The following is an 18,681-nucleotide window of genomic DNA, read 5'->3' as shown; positions in this document are numbered from 1 at the left end:
TGATGGCCGTCGTGGACACCGAGACACTCATCGACGCCTGGCGGCGTCTCCTCGCCGGATCCGGAAAGCCGTGGGTGCTGTTCGAGCACGGCACGTGCGTGGTGCTGGAGGAGCCCGGGGGAGGGCTCGCCGACCGGGCCACCGAGATCCTGCGCGCGTACGGCCCCGTGAGCGTGGGCGGTCCGGCGGGCGACTTCCGGGTGCTCGAACTGAAGAACGGCGAGGGCTGGCTGGTGACGGGCCACCATCCGGACGTCGTCACCTTCGTCGCCCTGGAGGACTCCGAGGACCCCTCGCACCTGGCCGTGGGCATGCTCGGGCGCTCCCGCCGCGACCGGGACGGCAGGGACCTCCACGTCGTCCACGTCGAGGACGGCCGCCCCGCCGGGGCCTAGGCCCTGTCGTCAAACTCCCGTCTGCCGCGCGACGCCATGCACGCACTCTCGCCGCACCGGCCCCAGACCCGAGTACGCCCAGTACGAGGGCCTGTGGCCGGCACGGCGAGAGCACGCACCTGACGCCGCACGGCCCGCCCTCCGGGCGGACGACGGGAGTTTGACGACAGGACCTAGCCCGGACGGCCCCCGGAAACGCCGGGTGCCCGCACCCCGGCAGGAGTGCGGGCACCCGGCGTTCACCGGTGGGGCGTCACGCCGGGACGCTCGCCACGCCCGGAGCCAGGAACCGCTTGCCGTTGACGCGCTCGCTGACACCCTCACGGTCCAGGTACGGCGTGATGCCGCCCAGGTGGAAGGGCCAGCCGGCGCCCGTGATCAGGCACAGGTCGATGTCCTGGGCCTCCGCGACGACGCCCTCGTCGAGCATGAGCCCGATCTCCTGCGCCACCGCGTCCAGCACCCGCGCCCGCACCTGCTCCTCGGTCAGCACGACATCGCCCTGCTTCAGCAGCGCGGCGACCTCCGGGTCCAGCTCCGGCTTGCCGCTGTCGTAGACGTAGAAGCCGCGCTTGCCCGCCTCCACGACCGCCTTGAGGTTCGGGGAGACGGTGAAGCGGTCCGGGAACGCGCCGTGCAGCGTCTCGGAGACGTGCAGACCGATGGCGGGGCCGACCAGTTCCAGCAGCACCAGCGGGGACATCGGCAGACCGAGCGGCTCGACGGCCTTCTCGGCGACCTCGACCGGGGTGCCCTCGTCGATGACGTTCTGGATCTCGCCCATGAAGCGGGTCAGGATGCGGTTCACGACGAACGCCGGGGCGTCCTTGACCAGCACCGCGGTCTTCTTCAGCTTCTTGGCGACGGCGAACGCGGTCGCGAGGGACGCGTCGTCGGTCTTCTCGCCGCGGACGATCTCCAGCAGCGGCAGGACGGCCACCGGGTTGAAGAAGTGGAAGCCCACGACCCGCTCGGGGTGCTTGAGCTTCGACGCCATCTCCGTCACCGACAGGGACGAGGTGTTGGTGGCGAGGATCGCGTGCGCCGGGGCGACCGCCTCGACCTCCGCGAACACCTGCTGCTTGACACCGATCTCCTCGAACACGGCCTCGATGACGAAGTCCGCGTCGGAGAAGCCCTCGGCCTTGTCCAGGACACCGGTCACCAGCGCCTTGAGGCGGTTGGCCTTGTCCTGGTTGATCCGGCCCTTGCCGAGCAGCTTGTCGATCTCGGCGTGGACGTAGCCCACGCCCTTGTCGACCCGCTCCTGGTCGATGTCGGTCAGCACGACCGGCACCTCAAGGCGGCGCAGGAACAGGAGCGCCAGCTGCGAGGCCATGAGGCCCGCGCCGACCACGCCCACCTTGGTGACCGGGCGCGCCAGGTTCTTGTCCGGGGCGCCGGCGGGACGCTTGCCGCGCTTCTGCACCAGGTTGAACGCGTAGATGCCGGCGCGCAGTTCACCGCCCATGATCAGGTCGGCGAGGGCCTGGTCCTCGGCGTCGAAGCCCTGCTGGAGGTCCTCGTTCTTCGCGGCGGCGATGATGTCGAGGGCGCGGTAGGCGGCCGGGGCTGCGCCGTGCACCTTGGAGTCCGCGATGAACCGGCCCTTGGCGACGGCCTGGTCCCAGGCCTCGCCGCGGTCGATCACCGGGCGCTCCACCTTGACGTCGCCCTTGAGCACCTGCGCGGTCCAGATCAGCGACTGCTCCAGGAAGTCGGCGCCCTCGAAGATCGCGTCCGCGATCCCGAGGTCGAAGACCTGCTGGCCCTTGAGCTGCTTGTTCTGGTTGAGCGAGTTCTCGATGACGACCGAGATGGCCTTCTCGGCGCCGATCAGGTTCGGCAGCAGGGTGCAGCCGCCCCAGCCGGGCACCAGGCCGAGGAAGACCTCGGGCAGCGAGAACGCCGGGATCGCCTTGGAGACGGTGCGGTAGGTGCAGTGCAGGCCGACTTCGACGCCACCGCCCATGGCGGCACCGTTGTAGTAGGCGAAGGTCGGCACGGCCAGGCCCGCGAGGCGCTTGAAGACCTCGTGGCCGCCCTTGCCGATGGCGAGCGCGTGCTCGTGCTCCTTCAGCAGCTCGACGCCCTTGAGGTCGGCGCCGACCGCGAAGATGAACGGCTTGCCGGTGATGCCGACACCGACGATGCCGCCGTCCGCGGCCTCCTTCTCCACCTGGTCGATCGCGGTGTTGAGGTTCGCGAGCGAGGCGGGGCCGAAGGTGGTCGGCTTGGTGTGGTCCAGGCCGTTGTCCAGCGTGATCAGCGCGAAGCGGCCCGCGCCGAAGGGGAGGTCGAAGTGGCGTACGTGCGCACTGGTGACGACCTCGTCGGGGAACAGGTCCGAGGCCTGCTTCAGAAGCTCGGCGGTGGTGCTCACTTGTCCCCCTCGAAGTGCGGGTTCTCCCAGATGACCGTCGCGCCCATGCCGAAGCCGACGCACATGGTGGTCAGGCCGTAGCGGACGTGCGGCTGCTCCTCGAACTGGCGGGCCAGCTGCGTCATCAGGCGGACGCCGGAGGAGGCCAGCGGGTGGCCGAAGGCGATGGCGCCGCCGTACTGGTTGACGCGCTCGTCGTCGTCCGCGATGCCGTAGTGGTCGAGGAAGGCCAGCACCTGCACGGCGAAGGCCTCGTTGATCTCGAACAGGCCGATGTCGGAGATGGACAGGCCCGCCTTGGCGAGGGCCTTCTCCGTGGCCGGGATCGGGCCGTAGCCCATGACCTCCGGCTCGACGCCCGCGAAGGCGTACGACACCAGGCGCATCTTGACCGGCAGGCCGTTCTCGCGGGCGAAGTCCTCGCTCGCGATGATCGATGCGGTGGCGCCGTCGTTCAGACCGGCCGCGTTGCCGGCGGTGACCCGGCCGTGCACACGGAACGGCGTCTTGAGGTTCGCCAGGTTCTCCAGCGTGGTCCCCGGGCGCATCGGCTCGTCGGCGGTGACCAGGCCCCAGCCGGTCTCACCGGCCTCCGGGTTGGTCCGGCGCACCGAGATCGGCACCAGGTCCTGCTGGATCTTGCCGTTGGCGTACGCCTTGGCGGCCTTCTCCTGCGAGCGCACCGCGTACTCGTCGGCGCGCAGCTTGGTGATCTGCGGGTAGCGGTCGTGCAGGTTCTCCGCGGTCATGCCCATGAACAGGGCCGACTCGTCCACCAGCTTCTCGCTCACGAACCGCGGGTTCGGGTCGACGCCCTCGCCCATGGGGTGGCGGCCCATGTGCTCGACACCACCGGCGATGACGGCGTCGTAGGCGCCGAAGGCGATCGAACCGGCGGTGGTCGTCACGGCGGTCAGCGCGCCGGCGCACATGCGGTCGATGGAGTAACCGGGCACGGACTGCGGCAGACCCGCGAGGATGCCGGCGGTACGCCCCAGGGTCAGACCCTGGTCACCGATCTGGGTGGTCGCCGCGATGGCGACCTCGTCGATCTTCTTCGGGTCCAGGCCGGGGTTGCGGCGCAGCAGCTCCCGGATCGCCTTCACGACGAGGTCGTCGGCGCGGGTCTCGTGGTAGATGCCCTTCGGGCCCGCCTTGCCGAACGGGGTACGGACGCCGTCGACGAAGACGACGTCCCTGACGGTACGAGGCACGATGGCTCTCCTCCTGTGCGGGATGGCACTGCTGCGTTGCGCTGAGCGCGCGCTCAGGACCATGCTACTTATGAGTAACGTAGCTGCACACCCCGGAAGGACGGAGCGGCGAAGGTCACATCCTCGACACCGGCCCGTCGAGCGCCCCGCAACGGGCATGGGGAACCGCGCGACCAGCCACGACGGCCCCGCACCCCCTTATGGCGGTCAAGCGGGACGCCGCTGTGGATCCTCCTGACGGACAGGCGTCGGGCCCTCGCAACCGCCGGTCGCCGATCGTTCGCCTTCCTCTCCAGGCCTTCCCAGGATCTTGGTCCAGGCCTTCCCAGGATCTTGGCGCGATCTCGACGTCGCTCCCGGCGACTCAGGCCTTCGCCGAGAGCGCGTCGACCAGCACCGGCGTGACCAGTTCGATCTGCCAGGGCCGCGCGCCGTACCCGGCCAGCGCGGCACCCACCGAATCCTCGTCGACGGACGCCGGCGGCTCCCAGCAGATCCGCCGCACCGTGTCCGGGGAGATCACGTTCTCCTGAGGCATGGTGAGCCGCTCGGCCAGCGCGGTCACCCCCGCCCGGGCGGCGGACAGCCGGGCCGCGGCGGCCGGATCCTTGTCGGCCCAGGCACGCGGCGGCGGAGGCCCCGTCACCGGCTGGCCCGGCTGCGGCAGCGCACTGTCGGGAAGGGCCTTGGCCCGGTCCACCGCGGCCTGCCACTGCTCAAGCTGCCGCCGCCCCATCCGGTGCCCGAACCCGTTCAGCCCGGCGAGGACGTGCACATTGCCCGGCAGGGCCAGCGCCGCCTCCACGATGGCCGTGTCGCTCAGCACCTTCCCCGGCGACACGTCCCGCCGCTGCGCGATCCGGTCCCGCGTCTGCCACAGCTCGCGCACGACCGCGAGCTGCCGGCGCCGGCGCACCTTGTGCATCCCGGACGTGCGCCGCCAGGGGTCCTTGCGCGGCTCGGCCGGCGGCGCCGACGCGATCGCGTCGAACTCCTGGAGGGCCCACTCCAGCTTCCCCTGCCGGTCCAGCTCCTTCTCCAGGGCGTCCCGCAGGTCGACGAGCAGTTCGACGTCGAGCGCCGCGTACCGCAGCCAGGGCTCGGGCAGCGGGCGGGTCGACCAGTCGACGGCGGAGTGGCCCTTCTCCAGGACGAAGCCGAGGACGCCCTCCACCATGGCGCCGAGACCGACCCGGGGGAAGCCCGCGAGCCGGCCTGCCAGCTCGGTGTCGAACAGGCGGCTCGGGACCATGCCTATCTCGCGCAGGCACGGCAGGTCCTGGGTGGCCGCGTGCAGCACCCACTCGACGCCGGACAGCGCCTCGCCGAGACCGGAGAGGTCGGGGCAGGCGACGGGGTCGATCAGCGCGGTCCCGGCGCCCTCGCGCCGCAGCTGCACCAGGTAGGCGCGCTGCCCGTAGCGGTAGCCGGAGGCGCGCTCGGCGTCCACGGCGACCGGGCCGGTGCCGGCGGCGAAGGCGGCGATCACCCGGTCGAGGGCCGCCTCGTCGGCGATCACCGGCGGAATGCCCTCGCGGGGTTCGAGCAAAGGAGTCGGCGCCCCCATCACAGAAGAACCTGCGTCGTCCGGAGGGGTGCCCCCGGTGGTGCGCAGGGAACTGTCTGCTGCGGTGTCTTGGGCGTCGGTCACCTGTCAAGGGTATCCGTGTGTGGACCGCGCCCGTCGACGGAACGTTCCGTCGACGGGCGCGAGAGGGGCGTAAACCAGTCAGCTCGGGGCAAGGGCTGGTTCACACGAGTGAAGGCCGGATCCGCCGAAGGGGGGCGTCCGGTGGGCTCAGTGGATGATCCCGGTGCGCAGGGCCACGGCCACCATGCCGGCCCGGTCACCCGTGCCCAGCTTGCGGGCGATGCGGGCGAGGTGGCTCTTCACGGTCAGGGCGGACAGGCCCATGGACACGCCGATCGCCTTGTTCGACTGGCCCTCCGCGACCAGCCGCAGCACCTCGACCTCGCGTCCGGACAGCTCCCGGTAGCCGCCCGGGTGGCTCGGGGCACCCGGGGGACGGCGGTGCATACGGGCGGCGGCGCCGAGGGGGGCGGCGCCGGGCCGGGCGGGCAGCCCGATGTTGGTGCGGGTGCCGGTGACGACGTAGCCCTTGACGCCGCCGGCCAGCGCGTTGCGGACGGCGCCGATGTCGTCGGCGGCGGAGAGGGCGAGTCCGTTGGGCCAGCCCGCGGCGCGGGTCTCGGACAGCAGGGTGAGGCCGGAGCCGTCGGGGAGGTGGACGTCGGCGACGCAGATGTCGCGCGGGTTGCCGATGCGGGGACGAGCCTCCGCGATGGACGAGGCCTCGATGACATCGCGCACGCCGAGCGCCCACAGATGGCGGGTGACGGTGGAGCGGACGCGCGGGTCGGCCACGACCACCATGGCGGTCGGCTTGTTCGGGCGGTAGGCGACCAGGCTTGCGGGTTGCTCAAGGAGAACGGACACCAGGCCTCCTGGGTGGGGGGACGGGGCCGGCTTGTGGGGATGAAGCCGGGACGAACCGTGCTTTCAAGGTCACAGTCGTCTTCGGCAGCAAACTCGTCCGCCTTTAGAGAATGATCACGATCTAGTGAGTAACAATCTGTGCAATTCGGACACGCGATCGATCATCCGAAGATCAAGTCGGTTCGAGCGGGTGCGATTCGAGTACGGAAAATGGCCGTATCGACAAAGAGACGGTCAATGAAGGGTCCGGCGGCGACCGGTCACCGGGACTGCGGACCCCTGCGCTGCGGCAGGGTCACCACCGAGGCGTCCCCCGGCCCGGCCGGCGGCAGGCCCGCCACCTGTGCCAGCAGATCGCACCAGGAGGCCAGGTGGGCCGCCGTGTCCGGCACCCCGCCCAGGCCCTCACGGGGCGTCCAGGACGCCCGGATCTCGATCTGCGAGGCGGCCGGCCGCTCGGCCAGCCCGCCGAAGTAGTGCGAACTGGCCCGCGTGATCGTGCCGCTCGGTTCGCCGTAGCCCAGCCCGCGCGCCGCCAGCGCCCCGGTCAGCCACGACCAGCACACCTCCGGCAACAGCGGATCGGCCGCCATCTCCGGCTCCAGCTCCGCGCGCACCAGCGTCACCAGCCGGAACGTGCCCCGCCAGGCGTCGTGCCCGGCCGGGTCGTGCAGCAGCACCAGCCGCCCGTCGGCCAGCTCCTGCTCACCGTCGACCACCACCGCCTCCACCGCGTACGCGTAGGGGGCGAGCCGCTGCGGGGCGGGCGTCGGCTCCACCTCGACCTGCGGCCGCAGCCGGCTGCCGCGCAGGGCCTCGACCGCGGTGCGGAAAGCCGGCGGACCCGAGGCACCGGGGTGCCCGTCCGCCTCCTCGGTGTCCTTCACGTCGTCCGTTCCGTCAGCGCTGTCCGACATTCGTCCGTGAGCCGCAGCCATGCGGGGAAGAGTAAGGGGAACCGGGGCGTCGTGCAGGGCAAGACACCCCCTGCGACCTACGCGGCTGCCCCCGGCCGGCGGGACACCGGCCTGTCCGGTGGCATGCGAAACTTGCCTCGTGACCGCCAATGACACCCCGCAGCCGACAGCGACGTACGACAGTGCCTTCCTCAAGGCGTGCAGGCGCGAGCCTGTCCCGCACACCCCCGTGTGGTTCATGCGCCAGGCAGGCCGGTCCCTGCCGGAGTACCGCAAGGTGCGCGAGGGCGTTCCCATGCTGGAGTCCTGCATGCGGCCCGAGCTGGTCACCGAGATCACGCTCCAGCCGGTGCGCCGGCACGACGTGGACGCGGCGATCTTCTTCAGCGACATCGTCGTCCCGCTGAAGGCGATCGGTCTCGACCTGGACATCAAGCCCGGCGTCGGCCCGGTCGTCGAGCAGCCGGTCCGCACCCGCGCCGACCTGGCCCGGCTGCGCGACCTCACCCCCGAGGACGTCCCCTACGTCACCGAGGCCATCGGCCTGCTCACCCGCGAGCTGGGCGCCACCCCGCTGATCGGATTCGCGGGCGCGCCTTTCACCCTCGCGAGCTACCTGGTCGAGGGCGGTCCCTCGCGCACGTACGAGAACGCCAAGGCGATGATGTACGGCGACCCCGAGCTGTGGGCCGACCTGCTGGACCGGCTCGCCGACATCACGGCCGCCTTCCTGAAGGTCCAGATCGAGGCCGGCGCCGGCGCCGTCCAGCTCTTCGACTCCTGGGCCGGCGCCCTGGCCCCCGCCGACTACCGGAAGTCGGTCATGCCGGCCTCCGCGAAGGTCTTCGACGCGGTCGCCGGGTACGGCGTCCCGCGCATCCACTTCGGCGTCGGCACCGGCGAGCTGCTGCAGCTCATGGGCGAGGCCGGCGCGGACGTCGTCGGCGTCGACTGGCGCGTCCCGCTGGACGAGGCCGCACGCCGCGTCGGCCCCGGCAAGGCGCTCCAGGGCAACCTGGACCCGACCGTGCTGTTCACCGACAAGGACACCGTCGCCGCCAAGGCCCGCGAGGTGCTCGACGCCGCCGCGGGCCTGGAGGGGCACGTCTTCAACCTCGGCCACGGCGTCATGCCGAACACCGACCCGGACGCGCTGACCCGGCTCGTGGAGTACGTCCACACCGCCACCGCGCGCTGAACCCCCGGGGGCTCACCACGAGTAGTGGGGCCGCGCGCGCCTGCCGAACAGCAGGCCGGGCGGCTCCGGCGGGGGCGGTGTGCCGGGCTTGAGCGGCCAGGCCAGCAGCATGCCCGCCACGAAGCCGACCACGTGCGCCGCGTACGCCACCGTGCCGGCGCCGGACACCCCGTGCCCGGACGAGTACACCGCCTGGAGCCCGAACCAGAAGCCCAGCACCAGCCAGGCGGGCAGCCTGAGCGGCAGGAAGACCAGGAACGGCACCAGGACCCACACCCTGGCCCTCGGATAGAGCACCAGATAGGCACCGAGGACGCCGGCGATCGCGCCGGACGCGCCGATCAGGGGGTCCGAGGAGGTGTCGTTGAGCAGCGCGAAGCCGTAGCCGGCCGCGTAGCCGCAGACGACGTAGAAGAGGAAGTAGCGGATGTGGCCCATCCGGTCCTCGACGTTGTTGCCGAAGATCAGCAGGAAGAGCATGTTGCCCAGCAGGTGCAGCCAGCCGCCGTGCAGGAACATCGCCGTGAAGACCGACAGCGGCGGGGACTTGTCGTAGCCGGGCGGCCCGACGACGCAGCCCGGGCCGCCCGGGCCCACGCCGACGTCCCCGGTCGGGACGACCCGGGGCATCTGATGGTGGATCAGTTCCCGGGGGACCGCCGCGTACTGGTCCATGAAGGCCTGTAGATGGCAGAGCTGCGCGAGCTCGCTGCTGCCGGCCACGGAACCGGCTATGCCGGGCGTGGTGATGAACACCAGCACATTGGCGGCGATGAGGGCGTACGTCACCCAGGGGGTGCGGCGCACCGGATTCACGTCATGGACGGGGATGACCACACAGGAGTAGTGCCCGCGATCGGGCGTACGAATCGGTGAACGCCGCCGGGCGCGTGTGCGTATCCCTTCCCAACCGACGTGAGGAACAGGCGATGACGAACGCTCCGCAGGTTTCGGCGATGCACGCTCTGCCCGACGGTGAGGCGGAGATCTCTCTGGTGGTACGGCTCCCCTGGGAGGACGTCGCGCGGCTCGGTCAGGAGGCGGGCCGGCTCGCCACGCAGATGCAGCGGCCCGTGACGCTGGACGAGGCGGTGAGCTACCGGCTGCGGTCCACCCGGCCGCCGGCGTCCCACGCGAAGCCCTCCGGGGAGCAGCCGGCGGCGGTCTCGGCCCTGCCGCGGATCACCGGCACGGCCTAGGCGCGCCGTGGGGGTGCGGCGCCGTCGTGGCCGCTCCCGCGGTTCCCCGCGCCCCTTGCGCCGGTCAGCTCGCCCGAACCTTCGAGGCGGCCTTCCTCGCCGCCACCAGGACCGGGTCCCACACCGGTGAGAACGGCGGGGCGTAGCCCAGGTCCAGGGCCGTCATCTGTTCCACCGTCATCTGCGCGGTCAGCGCGACCGCCGCGATGTCGACCCGCTTCGCCGCCCCCTCCCTGCCGACGATCTGCACGCCCAGCAACCGGCCCGTGCGGACCTCGGCGAGCATCTTGACCGTCATGGGGGCGGCACCGGGGTAGTAGCCGGCGCGGCTGGTGGACTCGATGGTGACCGTCTCGAAGCGCAGACCCACCCGGCGGGCGTCCTTCTCCCGCAGTCCGGTGCGGGCGATCTCCAGGTCGCAGACCTTGCTGACCGCCGTGCCGACGACACCGGGGAACGTGGCGTAGCCGCCGCCGGCGTTGGTGCCGATGACCTGGCCGTGCTTGTTGGCGTGGGTGCCGAGCGGGACGTACTGCTCCTGCCCGGAGACCAGGTTCAGCACCTCCACACAGTCGCCGCCCGCCCAGATGTTCTCGTGCCCGCGCACCCGCATCGCGAGGTCGGTGAGCAGTCCGCCGTGGGCGCCGAGCGGGAGGCCGGCCGCGCGGGCGAGGGAGGTCTCCGGGCGGACGCCGATGCCCAGGACCACCAGGTCCGCCGGGTACTCGGCGTGCTCGGTGGCCACCGCGCGCACCCGGCCGTCGTCCCCGGTGAGGATCTTGGTGACCTCCGCGTTGTTCACCATGGTGATGCCGAGGCCCTGCATGGCCCGGTGCACCATCCGGCCCATGTCCGGGTCGAGCGTCGACATGGGCTCCTTGCCGCGGTTGACGACCGTCACCTCGAAGCCCCGGTTGATCAGCGCCTCGGCCATCTCGACGCCGATGTAGCCGGCCCCGACGACCACCGCCCTGCGACCGCGCGTGCCGGCCAGCGTGTCCAGCAGGGCCTGCCCGTCGTCCAGGGTCTGCACGCCGTGCACGCCGGGGGCGTCCACGCCGGGCAGGTCCGGACGGACCGGGCGGGCCCCGGTGGCGATGACGAGCCGGTCGTACGGCGTCCAGGACTCCGCGCCGGAATCGACGTCACGCGCGCGTACCCGCTGTCCCGGCACGTCGATCTCCGTGACCTCCGTGCGCAGCCGCAGTTCGATCCCGCGCGCCCGGTGCTCCTCGGGCGTCCGGGCGATGAGCTGGTCCCGCTCGGGGACCTCGCCGCCCACCCAGTACGGGATGCCGCACGCCGAGAAGGAGGTGAAGTGGCCCCGTTCGAAGGCCACGATCTCCAGCTCCTCGGGGCCCTTCAGCCGTCGCGCCTGCGACGCCGCGGACATGCCCGCGGCGTCGCCGCCGATCACGACCAGCCGTTCCGTGCCGCCGCTGCCCCGCCCACCGCTCATGCTCATGGGAACACGCTACGGGGCGCGGATCCTTCCGCCCCGGCCGCCCTCCCTCGCTCCGTCCCGCTCAGTCCCTGTCACCCCGCCCGGCCGCCTCGGCGGAGTCCGGTGCCGGGCGGGCCGACGGCAGCGGGCCGAGCGCGGTCGTCGCGGGCGCGGGCTTCGCGCGGCGCGGCAGCCGGGGCCGTACGACCCGCAGCCACAGCAGCACCAGCAGCCCGGCGAGGGCCACGAACGGCAGGGCCGCACCGAGCGCCAGCGCGATCCAGCGCAGCACGTCGACGAACACGTGCCAGCCACCCGCCAGCGCGTCCGTGAAGCCCGGCGAGTCGTCCGCCTGCCGTACCGGGGTCTCGGACAGCGACAGGGTGATGGTGGCCAGGCTCGTCCGGTCCTTCAGGGACGCCTGCCGGGCCAGCAGCGCCTCCAGGTCGGCCTGGCGGCTGCTCAGCTCCCCCTCCAGGGCGACGACGTCGCTCAGCTTGGCCGCCTTCCCCATCAGCGCGCGGATCCTGGCCACGCCGGCCCGCTGCGACGCCACCCGGCTGTCCACGTCCACGACCTGGTCGGTGACGTCGACCGCCTTGGCCGTGCGGTCGACCACCCGGCCCGTTCCCTGGAGGCCGGTGAGGACCTCGTCGTACTTCCCGGTGGGCACGCGCAGCACGACCCGGGTCCGCTCGTGCCCGTCGGTGTCCCGGCTCGTCGTCTCGTTGCCGACGTAGCCGCCCGCGTCCTCGGCGGTCGCCCGGGCCGCCTCCAGGGCGCTCGGCACGTCCTTGACCTCGACGGTGAGGGACGCGGTGCGGATGATCGCGTCCGGGATGAGCTTCGGCGTCCCGCGCGCGGCCGTGCCGTTGCCGGCCTTGCCGCTCTCCGCTGCCCTGCCGCCGGGGGCGCCGGCCGCCTCGGCCTTGCTGTCCGAGGCGGCCTTCGAGGAGCCGCCCATGTCGTCGGCGCCGCCGCACCCGGCGAGCGCGAGGCAGGCGGCGAGCAGGACACCGGCCAGGACCCGGTGGCGACGTGCGGTGTGTGGTGTGCGCATGAGCGGTACCCCCCGAGGGCTGTGGGCTGCGACGGTCCTTCGACGGCGGACCGTGCGGGAACGTTCGACGGCGCCGGTCCCGATGCGGTCACGGTCCGGACTCGTCCCGGACACCGCCTCCCGGCGGGAGTGTCAGCGGGGTCTGAGAGAGTGGGGACATGAGCACAACGGGTAGCAGCGCGCCGGGCGGCAGCCCGGGGCATGTCGTCGTCATCGGGGCCGGCATCGCCGGACTGGCCGCCGCGCACCGGCTGCTGGGGCGCGGAGCGCGGGTGACCGTGCTGGAGGCCGGCGACCGGGTCGGCGGCAAGCTGCTGCCCGGCGAGATCGCCGGCGTGCGGGTCGACCTGGGCGCCGAGTCCATGCTCGCCCGCCGCCCCGAAGCGGTGGCCCTCGCGCGCGAGGCCGGACTGGGCGAGCTGCTCCAGCCACCCGCCACCGCGACCGCCTCCATCTGGACCCGGGGCGCCCTGCGGCCCATGCCCAAGGGCCATGTGATGGGCGTGCCCGGCACCGCCGCCGCCCTGGCCGGCGTCCTCTCGGACGAGGGCCTGGCCCGCATCGGGCGCGACGCCGACCTGCCCCGCACCGAGATCGGCGACGACGTGGCCGTGGGGGAGTACGTGGCGGCCCGGCTCGGCCGCGAGGTCGTCGACCGGCTCGTCGAACCCCTGCTCGGCGGGGTGTACGCGGGCGACGCCTACCGCATCTCGATGCGCTCCGCCGTCCCGCAGCTCTTCCAGGCCGCCCGCACCCACGCCTCCCTCACGGAGGGCGTCCGGGAGATCCAGGCGAAGGCCGCCGCCCAGCAGCAGACCGGGCCGGTCTTCATGGGCATCGCCGGCGGGGTCGGGCGGCTGCCGCTGGCGGTCGCCGACTCGGTGCGCGCGCGGGGCGGCGAGATCCTGACCGGTACGCCCGCGCGTGAACTGCGCCGGGAGGCGGCCGGCGGCTGGCGGATCACCGCCGGGGAGCGCGTGCTGCACGCCGACGCCGTGATCGTCGCCGTACCCGCCCCGGCCGCCGCCGCCCTGCTGCGCGCCGAGTCCCCGGGGGCCGCCGCCGAGCTGGCCGCCGTCGAGTACGCCTCGATGGCCCTGATCACCCTCGCCTACCGGCGCGCCGACCTGGACCTGCCCGAGGGCAGCGGCTTCCTGGTGCCGCCCGTCGACGGCCGCACCATCAAGGCCTCCACCTTCGCCTCCCGGAAGTGGGGCTGGATCGCCGAGGAGGACCCGGACGTGATCGTCCTGCGCACGTCCGTGGGCCGCCACGGCGAGACGGAGGTCCTCGGCCGGGACGACGCCGACCTGGTGGAGGTCTCCCGGCACGACCTGCGGGAGGCCACCGGCCTGGACGCGGCACCGCTGCGGACCCGGGTCACCCGCTGGACCGACGGCCTGCCCCAGTACCCGGTCGGGCACCACGCGCGCGTGGCCCGCGTCCGGGAGCACATCGCCAAGCTCCCCGGGCTCGCGGTGTGCGGCGCGCAGTACGACGGCGTCGGCATCCCGGCCTGCATCGCGAGCGCGTACGCGGCGGTGGACCAGCTCGGCGGCGACCTCACCGGGGTCCGGGAGCTCACGGCCAACCCGGTGCAGAGCCTGCACGGCGGAGCGGGAGAATAGGGACCATGAGTGACGACGCCCCCACCACCGAGTCCGGCAGGATCCCGAACAAGGGCAAGCTGGCCAAGGACCTCAACGAGGTCATCCGCTACACCCTCTGGTCCGTCTTCAAGCTGAAGGACGTGCTCCCGGAGGACCGCGCGGGATACGCCGACGAGGTCCAGGAGCTGTTCGACCAGCTCGCCGCCAAGGACGTGACGATCCGCGGCACCTACGACGTCTCCGGCCTGCGCGCCGACGCCGACCTCATGATCTGGTGGCACGCCGAGACCAGCGACCAGCTCCAGGAGGCGTACAACCTCTTCCGCCGCACCAGGCTGGGCCGTGCGCTGGAGCCGGTGTGGTCGAACATGGCGCTGCACCGCCCCGCCGAGTTCAACCGCTCGCACATCCCGGCGTTCCTCGCCGACGAGACGCCCCGCAACTACGTCAGCGTCTACCCGTTCGTCCGCTCCTACGACTGGTACCTGCTGCCCGACGAGGACCGGCGCCGGATGCTCGCCGACCACGGCAAGATGGCCCGTGGCTACCCGGACGTCCGCGCCAACACGGTCGCTTCGTTCTCCCTCGGCGACTACGAGTGGATCCTGGCCTTCGAGGCCGACGAGCTCTACCGCATCGTCGACCTCATGCGCCACCTGCGCGCCTCCGAGGCCCGCATGCACGTCCGCGAGGAGGTCCCGTTCTTCACGGGCCGCCGCAAGAGCGTCGCGGACCTGGTGGCGGGCCTGGCGTAAGACGCCCCGCAGGGGCGCGGGGCCGACATGCGGCTCCGCCGCGTGCGCGCGACCAGGCACAAGGCGCCCGCGGCCGACCGACGACCCGATCAGGCACCCTGGCAGTCGCGCCTAACGCCGGATGCCCTTGCCCTTGAGGGCATCCCGCCGAAGCCCCTTGTCGGCCGGACCGCCGGAGGCAACCGGTTCAGGGCGCGGCGCGCACGACGCGTGCCGCGCCGGGACGCGGCCCTCCAGCAGGTACGCCTCCAGGTACCCGTTGACGCACCTGTTGGGTCCGCCGCCGACGCCGTGCGTGCCCGCGTCCCGCTCGGTCACCAGCACCGAGCCGGCCAGCCGCCGGTTCATCTCCAGCGCGCCCTGGTACGGCGCGGCGGCGTCCCGCTCGGCCGCCAGGACCAGCACCGGCGGCAGTTCGCCGAGCCCGGTCCGCACGTCCAGCGGCCGTTGCCGGGGTGCCGGCCAGTAGGCGCACGGCAGGTTCATCCACGCGTTGTCCCAGGTCTCGAACGGGGCGACCCGGGCCAGCCGCGTGTTGTCCCGGTCCCACACCGCCCAGTCCGTCGGCCAGGGCGCGTCGTTGCACTCCACTGCCGTGTACACCGCGCTGCCGTTCTCCGCCTCGGCGGCGCTCTCCCGGCTCGGCGTGGCCAGCCGGACCAGCGGCTTCGGGTCACCGTGCAGGTACGCCGAGAGCGCCGCCGCGCGGCTCGGCCAGAAGTCGTCGTAGTACCCGGCCGCCAGGAAGACGTTCTGCAACTGGCCGGGACCGACCGTCCCGCCAGCCGCCTTCCCGGCCAGCCGTTCGCGCGCGGTGTCGTAGCTGCGCTGCACCCGCGCGGGCGTGGCACCGAGCCCGTAGACGTCGTCGTGCCGGGCGATCCAGGCACGGAAGTCCGCCCAGCGCTCCTCGAACGCCACCGACTGGTCCAGGTTGCTGCGGTACCAGATCTTCTGCGGGTCCGGGTTCACCGCCGAGTCCAGCACCATGCGCCGCACGTGGGAGGGGAACATCGTCGCGTACAGCGCACCGAAGTAGGTGCCGTACGACGCCCCCATGAAGGTCAGCCGGTCCTCGCCCAGCGCGGCCCGCAGGACGTCCAGGTCACGGGCGTTGTTGAGCGAGTTGTAGAACCGCAGCCCGCTCCCGGACCGCTGGGCGCAGCCGCGCGCGTACGCCTTCGCCTGCGCGATGCGCTGCCGCTTGTACGCCTGTGACGGATGCGTGGGTGACGCCGTGGGCGCCTTGAAGAAGCGCTTCGGGTCCTCGCAGGACAGCGGCGCCGACCGGCCCACTCCGCGCGGGGCGTAGCCGACGAGGTCGTAGGCGGCGGCGATCCGCTGCCACGCCGGGATCGTGCCGATGAGCGGGAAGTACATGCCGGAGGCGCCGGGGCCGCCCGGGTTGAAGACCAGGGCGCCCTGCCGGGGAACCCTCCGCTTGCTGTTGCGCGGGTCCTTGTGGGTGGCCTCGGCACGGCTGACGGTCAGTCGGATCTGCTTGCCGTTCGGGTGCGCGTAGTCCAGCGGGACGCTCACCGTGCCGCACCGCACGCCGGCCGGCGCCTCCGGGACGTCGGCGGCGGAGCACGGACCGAAGTCGATCCCGGCCGCCCGGGCGCGGGCCACGGCCACCGCGGTACCGCGCAGTTCGGCCGTGCCGGGGGCGCCCATCGTGCCGGGAGCACCGGGGGCGCCGCCCGCCGGGGCCGCGGCCAGGGTGGTCAGGAGCAAGGAACCGGCGGCCGAGTAGAGGGCGGCAGCTTTCATCGCGTATCCCTTCGGTGCGCGGCGGCGATGGCACGGCTGCCACGGCCCGGCGACGACAGAAGGGATATTTCGGTCGGCCGTAGGGGAAGGCAAGCACCGTCGGGCCGGTGTCGGCCCCAATGCCCCCTGTGCGCCCCCGGAAGCCGCCCCCGCTCCGCGGGTTCCTTCGCGGTGCCTCACTCCCGCCAGGGCTGGTCGCGGTGGGTGAAGGCCGCGCGCAACTCCGGTTCGCCTATCGCGCGGACGCCGCGTACGGCGACGGAGGTCAGGAACGACCGCTCGTCACCGGCCGGCTTCCCGGCCAGCGCGCTCAGCAGCCGCTGCCCGGCCGGCGAGGCCCAGCGCGAGTACGGGTGCACCTCGAACCGGGCGATGGCCAGACAGCTCAGCGCCAGGATGACGGGCAGGGTGAACCACAGGCCCACCAGCAGCCGGGGCGTCCCGGTCTGGACGGGCAGCAGCAGCGCGGTCACGCCCAGCGCGGCCGCGACGAGCACGGAGGCCCGCACCTGGCGGACGGCGGACCCCACGGTCGTCCCCGTGCCCTCGGGCACCGCGAGACCCGCGCGGACCAGGCCGTCGGCCAGCCGTCGCACGGCCTCCGCGCCGGCCGCCCGGGCCCGTACCGGCGCGAGTCGCGACTGCCCCTCCGGCCCTATGGCCCCTATGACGGACCGCTCCATCTCATCGCGCCCGCGCGGGTCCACGACGGTGGCCCAGCCGGTGTGCGCGAGCAGCAGCCGGCGCTGCCGGGCCATGGAGACCAGGGTCACATCGGCGACCCGCGCGGGGCCGCCGGAGAGGAAGGCCGCCTCGTACAGCGTCAGATCACGCGCCCCGTCCGTCGGCGCGTCACGCCCGTCCGCGGCTGCCGCGCGGACGGCCGCCAGGCACAGCCGGGTGCAGGCCGTACCGGCGAAACCCCAGGCCAGGAGCAGGAGAAGGACCCAGAACATGACGTGTTTCTATGCCAGAGGACTGGGCCGACGCCATGCCCTTTCCACGATCCGGACGGAGTGTTGCCGGTCTGTGACGTTCCGCTTTCCGGGCTGGTCAGGGGCTGTGCGTGGCCGGCGGCGGGCTGCTCGTGGCCGGCGGAAGCGAGACGGTCTCGCCGGGCGAGGTCCGGCCCTGTGACGCCTGGGCCTGCGGTGCCTGGTCCTGTGACGCCTGGCTCTGCGATGCCTGGCCGGCTGTCGGCTCGGCCGGTGACGGCTGGACCGGTACGGCCGCGCTCGGATCGACCTCCGACGGTGTCGGCACCGGGGAGGCGGAGGCCGCCAGATCCCTGGCCAGTGCGCCGAAGTCGACGTACCCGGTCGCCTCCAGGACCTTGATGTGGTCCAGGACGGTCGCGTTGGCGTCGTCGGCGAGATCGCGGACCAGGGAGTTCTGGGTGCCGGCCCGGATCTGCGCGACCAGGGAGAACACCCGGCCGTGGGCGAGCCGGAGCAGGCCGGCGAACTGGCGGTCGAAGTCCTGGCCCCCGGCCGTGTCCAGGGTGGCGAGCCACTGCTTCTGCTGCTCGTTCGGCTCGTTGGGCAGGGCGATGCCGAGCTGGGTGGCAACCGTCCGGACGTGCGCGTCGAGGGAGGTGTGGCCGTCGACGAGGTGCCGGCCGGCCGTGCGGACGGTGGGCGTGGTCCCCTTCCGCTGCGCCAGCTCCCCGGCGGGCAGCTCCCACAGCCCGGCCAGCCGGACCTTGGTGACGAAGTCCCGGTCCTGCGCGGACAGCGGGCCGTACGGCGTCGTCACCGTCTGCGCGCTGAGCACGCTCGCGCTCGCCGGGTCGTCCTGCCGGTCGGCGTACGACCACAGCGGGACGAGCAGCGCGACGACCGTCGCCGCCAGAGCGGTGACGATGAGGCCGGTGCCGCTGAATATGCCTCGGCCGTTGACCGGGGGTCGCGGTCGCGGTCGCATGATGCCTCCTGCGCCGCACGCCGGGGGGTGCTTGGGGTGGGTGCGGGCTTGGCATATTACTGGGGGGTCGGGAGGGGCCTCCGAGTGCGGGGGTGTGGGGGCCCTTCGCGGTGCCGGGGGGCTGGTGTGGGTCCGTCGGCGTCCGCGGGTGCGTCGTGGCTGGTCGCGCAGTTCCCCGCGCCCCTTCGGGGTCGGCCAGGGCGACCTGTCAGAGCCCGCGGCGCAGCACCCGCTCCATGAGTCCCCGTTTCCGTGGTGCCGGGCCCGCTCGGTGCGGGGTGTGGGGCCGTTCGCGGTGCCGGGGGGCTGGTGTCGGGTCCGTCGGCGTCCGCGGGTGCGTCCGTGGCTGGTCGCG

At 72.9% G+C, this 18,681-nt stretch carries 16 protein-coding genes; 5 read left to right on the top strand and 11 right to left on the bottom strand.

From position 1 onward, the window contains the following. Positions 1–2: 2 nt before the first annotated feature. Positions 3–395 carry a hypothetical protein gene (locus C3492_RS25290; RefSeq protein ID WP_103814520.1) on the top strand — a complete coding sequence of 131 codons (393 nt, stop codon included), beginning with the start codon at positions 3–5 and terminating at the stop codon, positions 393–395. A 253-nt stretch (positions 396–648) separates the two neighbouring features. On the opposite strand, the gene C3492_RS25280 is transcribed toward C3492_RS25290, so the two are convergent. The 5 genes from C3492_RS25280 to C3492_RS25260 form a co-directional block, all read right to left on the bottom strand. Beyond that, a complete protein-coding gene (locus tag C3492_RS25280; RefSeq protein ID WP_103814326.1) occupies positions 649–2,778 on the bottom strand; it encodes a 3-hydroxyacyl-CoA dehydrogenase NAD-binding domain-containing protein in 2,130 nt (709 codons plus the stop codon). Next, positions 2,775–3,992, bottom strand: a complete 1,218-nt coding sequence (locus C3492_RS25275) for an acetyl-CoA C-acyltransferase (protein WP_030645080.1) — start codon at positions 3,990–3,992, stop codon at positions 2,775–2,777. Before C3492_RS25275 ends, C3492_RS25280 begins: the two co-directional genes overlap by 4 nt. Before the next feature lie 364 nt (positions 3,993–4,356). Next, positions 4,357–5,643 (bottom strand): ribonuclease D, encoded by a 1,287-nt coding sequence (locus C3492_RS25270; RefSeq protein WP_181140542.1) that lies wholly within the window; start codon positions 5,641–5,643, stop codon positions 4,357–4,359. A gap of 147 nt (positions 5,644–5,790) precedes the next feature. After that, a complete protein-coding gene (locus tag C3492_RS25265) occupies positions 5,791–6,450 on the bottom strand; it encodes a response regulator transcription factor (RefSeq protein ID WP_014675646.1) in 660 nt (219 codons plus the stop codon). Between the two features lie 260 nt (positions 6,451–6,710). Next, a complete protein-coding gene (locus tag C3492_RS25260) occupies positions 6,711–7,388 on the bottom strand; it encodes a DUF3000 domain-containing protein (protein WP_103814324.1) in 678 nt (225 codons plus the stop codon). Between the two features lie 118 nt (positions 7,389–7,506). Between C3492_RS25260 and hemE the strand changes: the two genes are divergently transcribed. Continuing rightward, positions 7,507–8,565 carry a uroporphyrinogen decarboxylase gene (gene hemE / locus C3492_RS25255; protein WP_103814322.1) on the top strand — a complete coding sequence of 353 codons (1,059 nt, stop codon included), beginning with the start codon at positions 7,507–7,509 and terminating at the stop codon, positions 8,563–8,565. A gap of 12 nt (positions 8,566–8,577) precedes the next feature. Here the strand turns inward: hemE and C3492_RS25250 are convergent, their stop codons facing one another. Then, entirely contained in the window at positions 8,578–9,402 is an 825-nt protein-coding gene (locus C3492_RS25250; RefSeq protein WP_103814320.1) for a rhomboid family intramembrane serine protease, read from the bottom strand. A gap of 119 nt (positions 9,403–9,521) precedes the next feature. Here C3492_RS25250 and C3492_RS25245 point away from each other — a divergent pair, with 119 nt between their 5' ends. Further along, positions 9,522–9,764, top strand: a complete 243-nt coding sequence (locus tag C3492_RS25245) for a hypothetical protein (protein WP_175252444.1) — start codon at positions 9,522–9,524, stop codon at positions 9,762–9,764. A gap of 64 nt (positions 9,765–9,828) precedes the next feature. Here C3492_RS25245 and C3492_RS25240 read toward each other — a convergent pair whose 3' ends face one another. Together C3492_RS25240 and C3492_RS25235 are read right to left on the bottom strand one after the other, a co-directional pair. Continuing rightward, a complete protein-coding gene (locus C3492_RS25240; RefSeq protein ID WP_103814318.1) occupies positions 9,829–11,229 on the bottom strand; it encodes an FAD-dependent oxidoreductase in 1,401 nt (466 codons plus the stop codon). Between the two features lie 61 nt (positions 11,230–11,290). Beyond that, a complete protein-coding gene (locus tag C3492_RS25235; protein ID WP_103814316.1) occupies positions 11,291–12,268 on the bottom strand; it encodes a DUF4349 domain-containing protein in 978 nt (325 codons plus the stop codon). Between the two features lie 158 nt (positions 12,269–12,426). Between C3492_RS25235 and hemG the strand changes: the two genes are divergently transcribed. Together hemG and hemQ are read left to right on the top strand one after the other, a co-directional pair. Then, entirely contained in the window at positions 12,427–13,896 is a 1,470-nt protein-coding gene (gene hemG, locus C3492_RS25230) for a protoporphyrinogen oxidase (RefSeq protein WP_103814314.1), read from the top strand. 5 nt (positions 13,897–13,901) lie between these two features. After that, positions 13,902–14,633, top strand: a complete 732-nt coding sequence (gene hemQ, locus C3492_RS25225; RefSeq protein ID WP_103814312.1) for a hydrogen peroxide-dependent heme synthase — start codon at positions 13,902–13,904, stop codon at positions 14,631–14,633. Positions 14,634–14,744: 111 nt separating this feature from the next. Here hemQ and C3492_RS25220 read toward each other — a convergent pair whose 3' ends face one another. From C3492_RS25220 to C3492_RS25210, 3 genes are all read right to left on the bottom strand, one after another. Beyond that, complete coding sequence (locus tag C3492_RS25220) at positions 14,745–16,403, bottom strand: alpha/beta hydrolase (RefSeq protein ID WP_103814310.1); 1,659 nt, start codon at positions 16,401–16,403, stop codon at positions 14,745–14,747. Between the two features lie 176 nt (positions 16,404–16,579). Next, positions 16,580–17,359: a TIGR04222 domain-containing membrane protein gene (locus C3492_RS25215; RefSeq protein ID WP_103814308.1), complete on the bottom strand. Its 780-nt coding sequence runs from the start codon at positions 17,357–17,359 to the stop codon at positions 16,580–16,582. A gap of 97 nt (positions 17,360–17,456) precedes the next feature. Continuing rightward, positions 17,457–18,326 (bottom strand): DUF4142 domain-containing protein, encoded by an 870-nt coding sequence (locus C3492_RS25210; protein ID WP_103814306.1) that lies wholly within the window; start codon positions 18,324–18,326, stop codon positions 17,457–17,459. Between the last annotated feature and the right edge of the window lie 355 nt (positions 18,327–18,681).

This window comes from Streptomyces sp. Ru62, assembly GCF_002920615.1.
Classification (GTDB): domain Bacteria; phylum Actinomycetota; class Actinomycetes; order Streptomycetales; family Streptomycetaceae; genus Streptomyces.
This window is presented reverse-complemented; position numbering and strand designations above follow the sequence as displayed.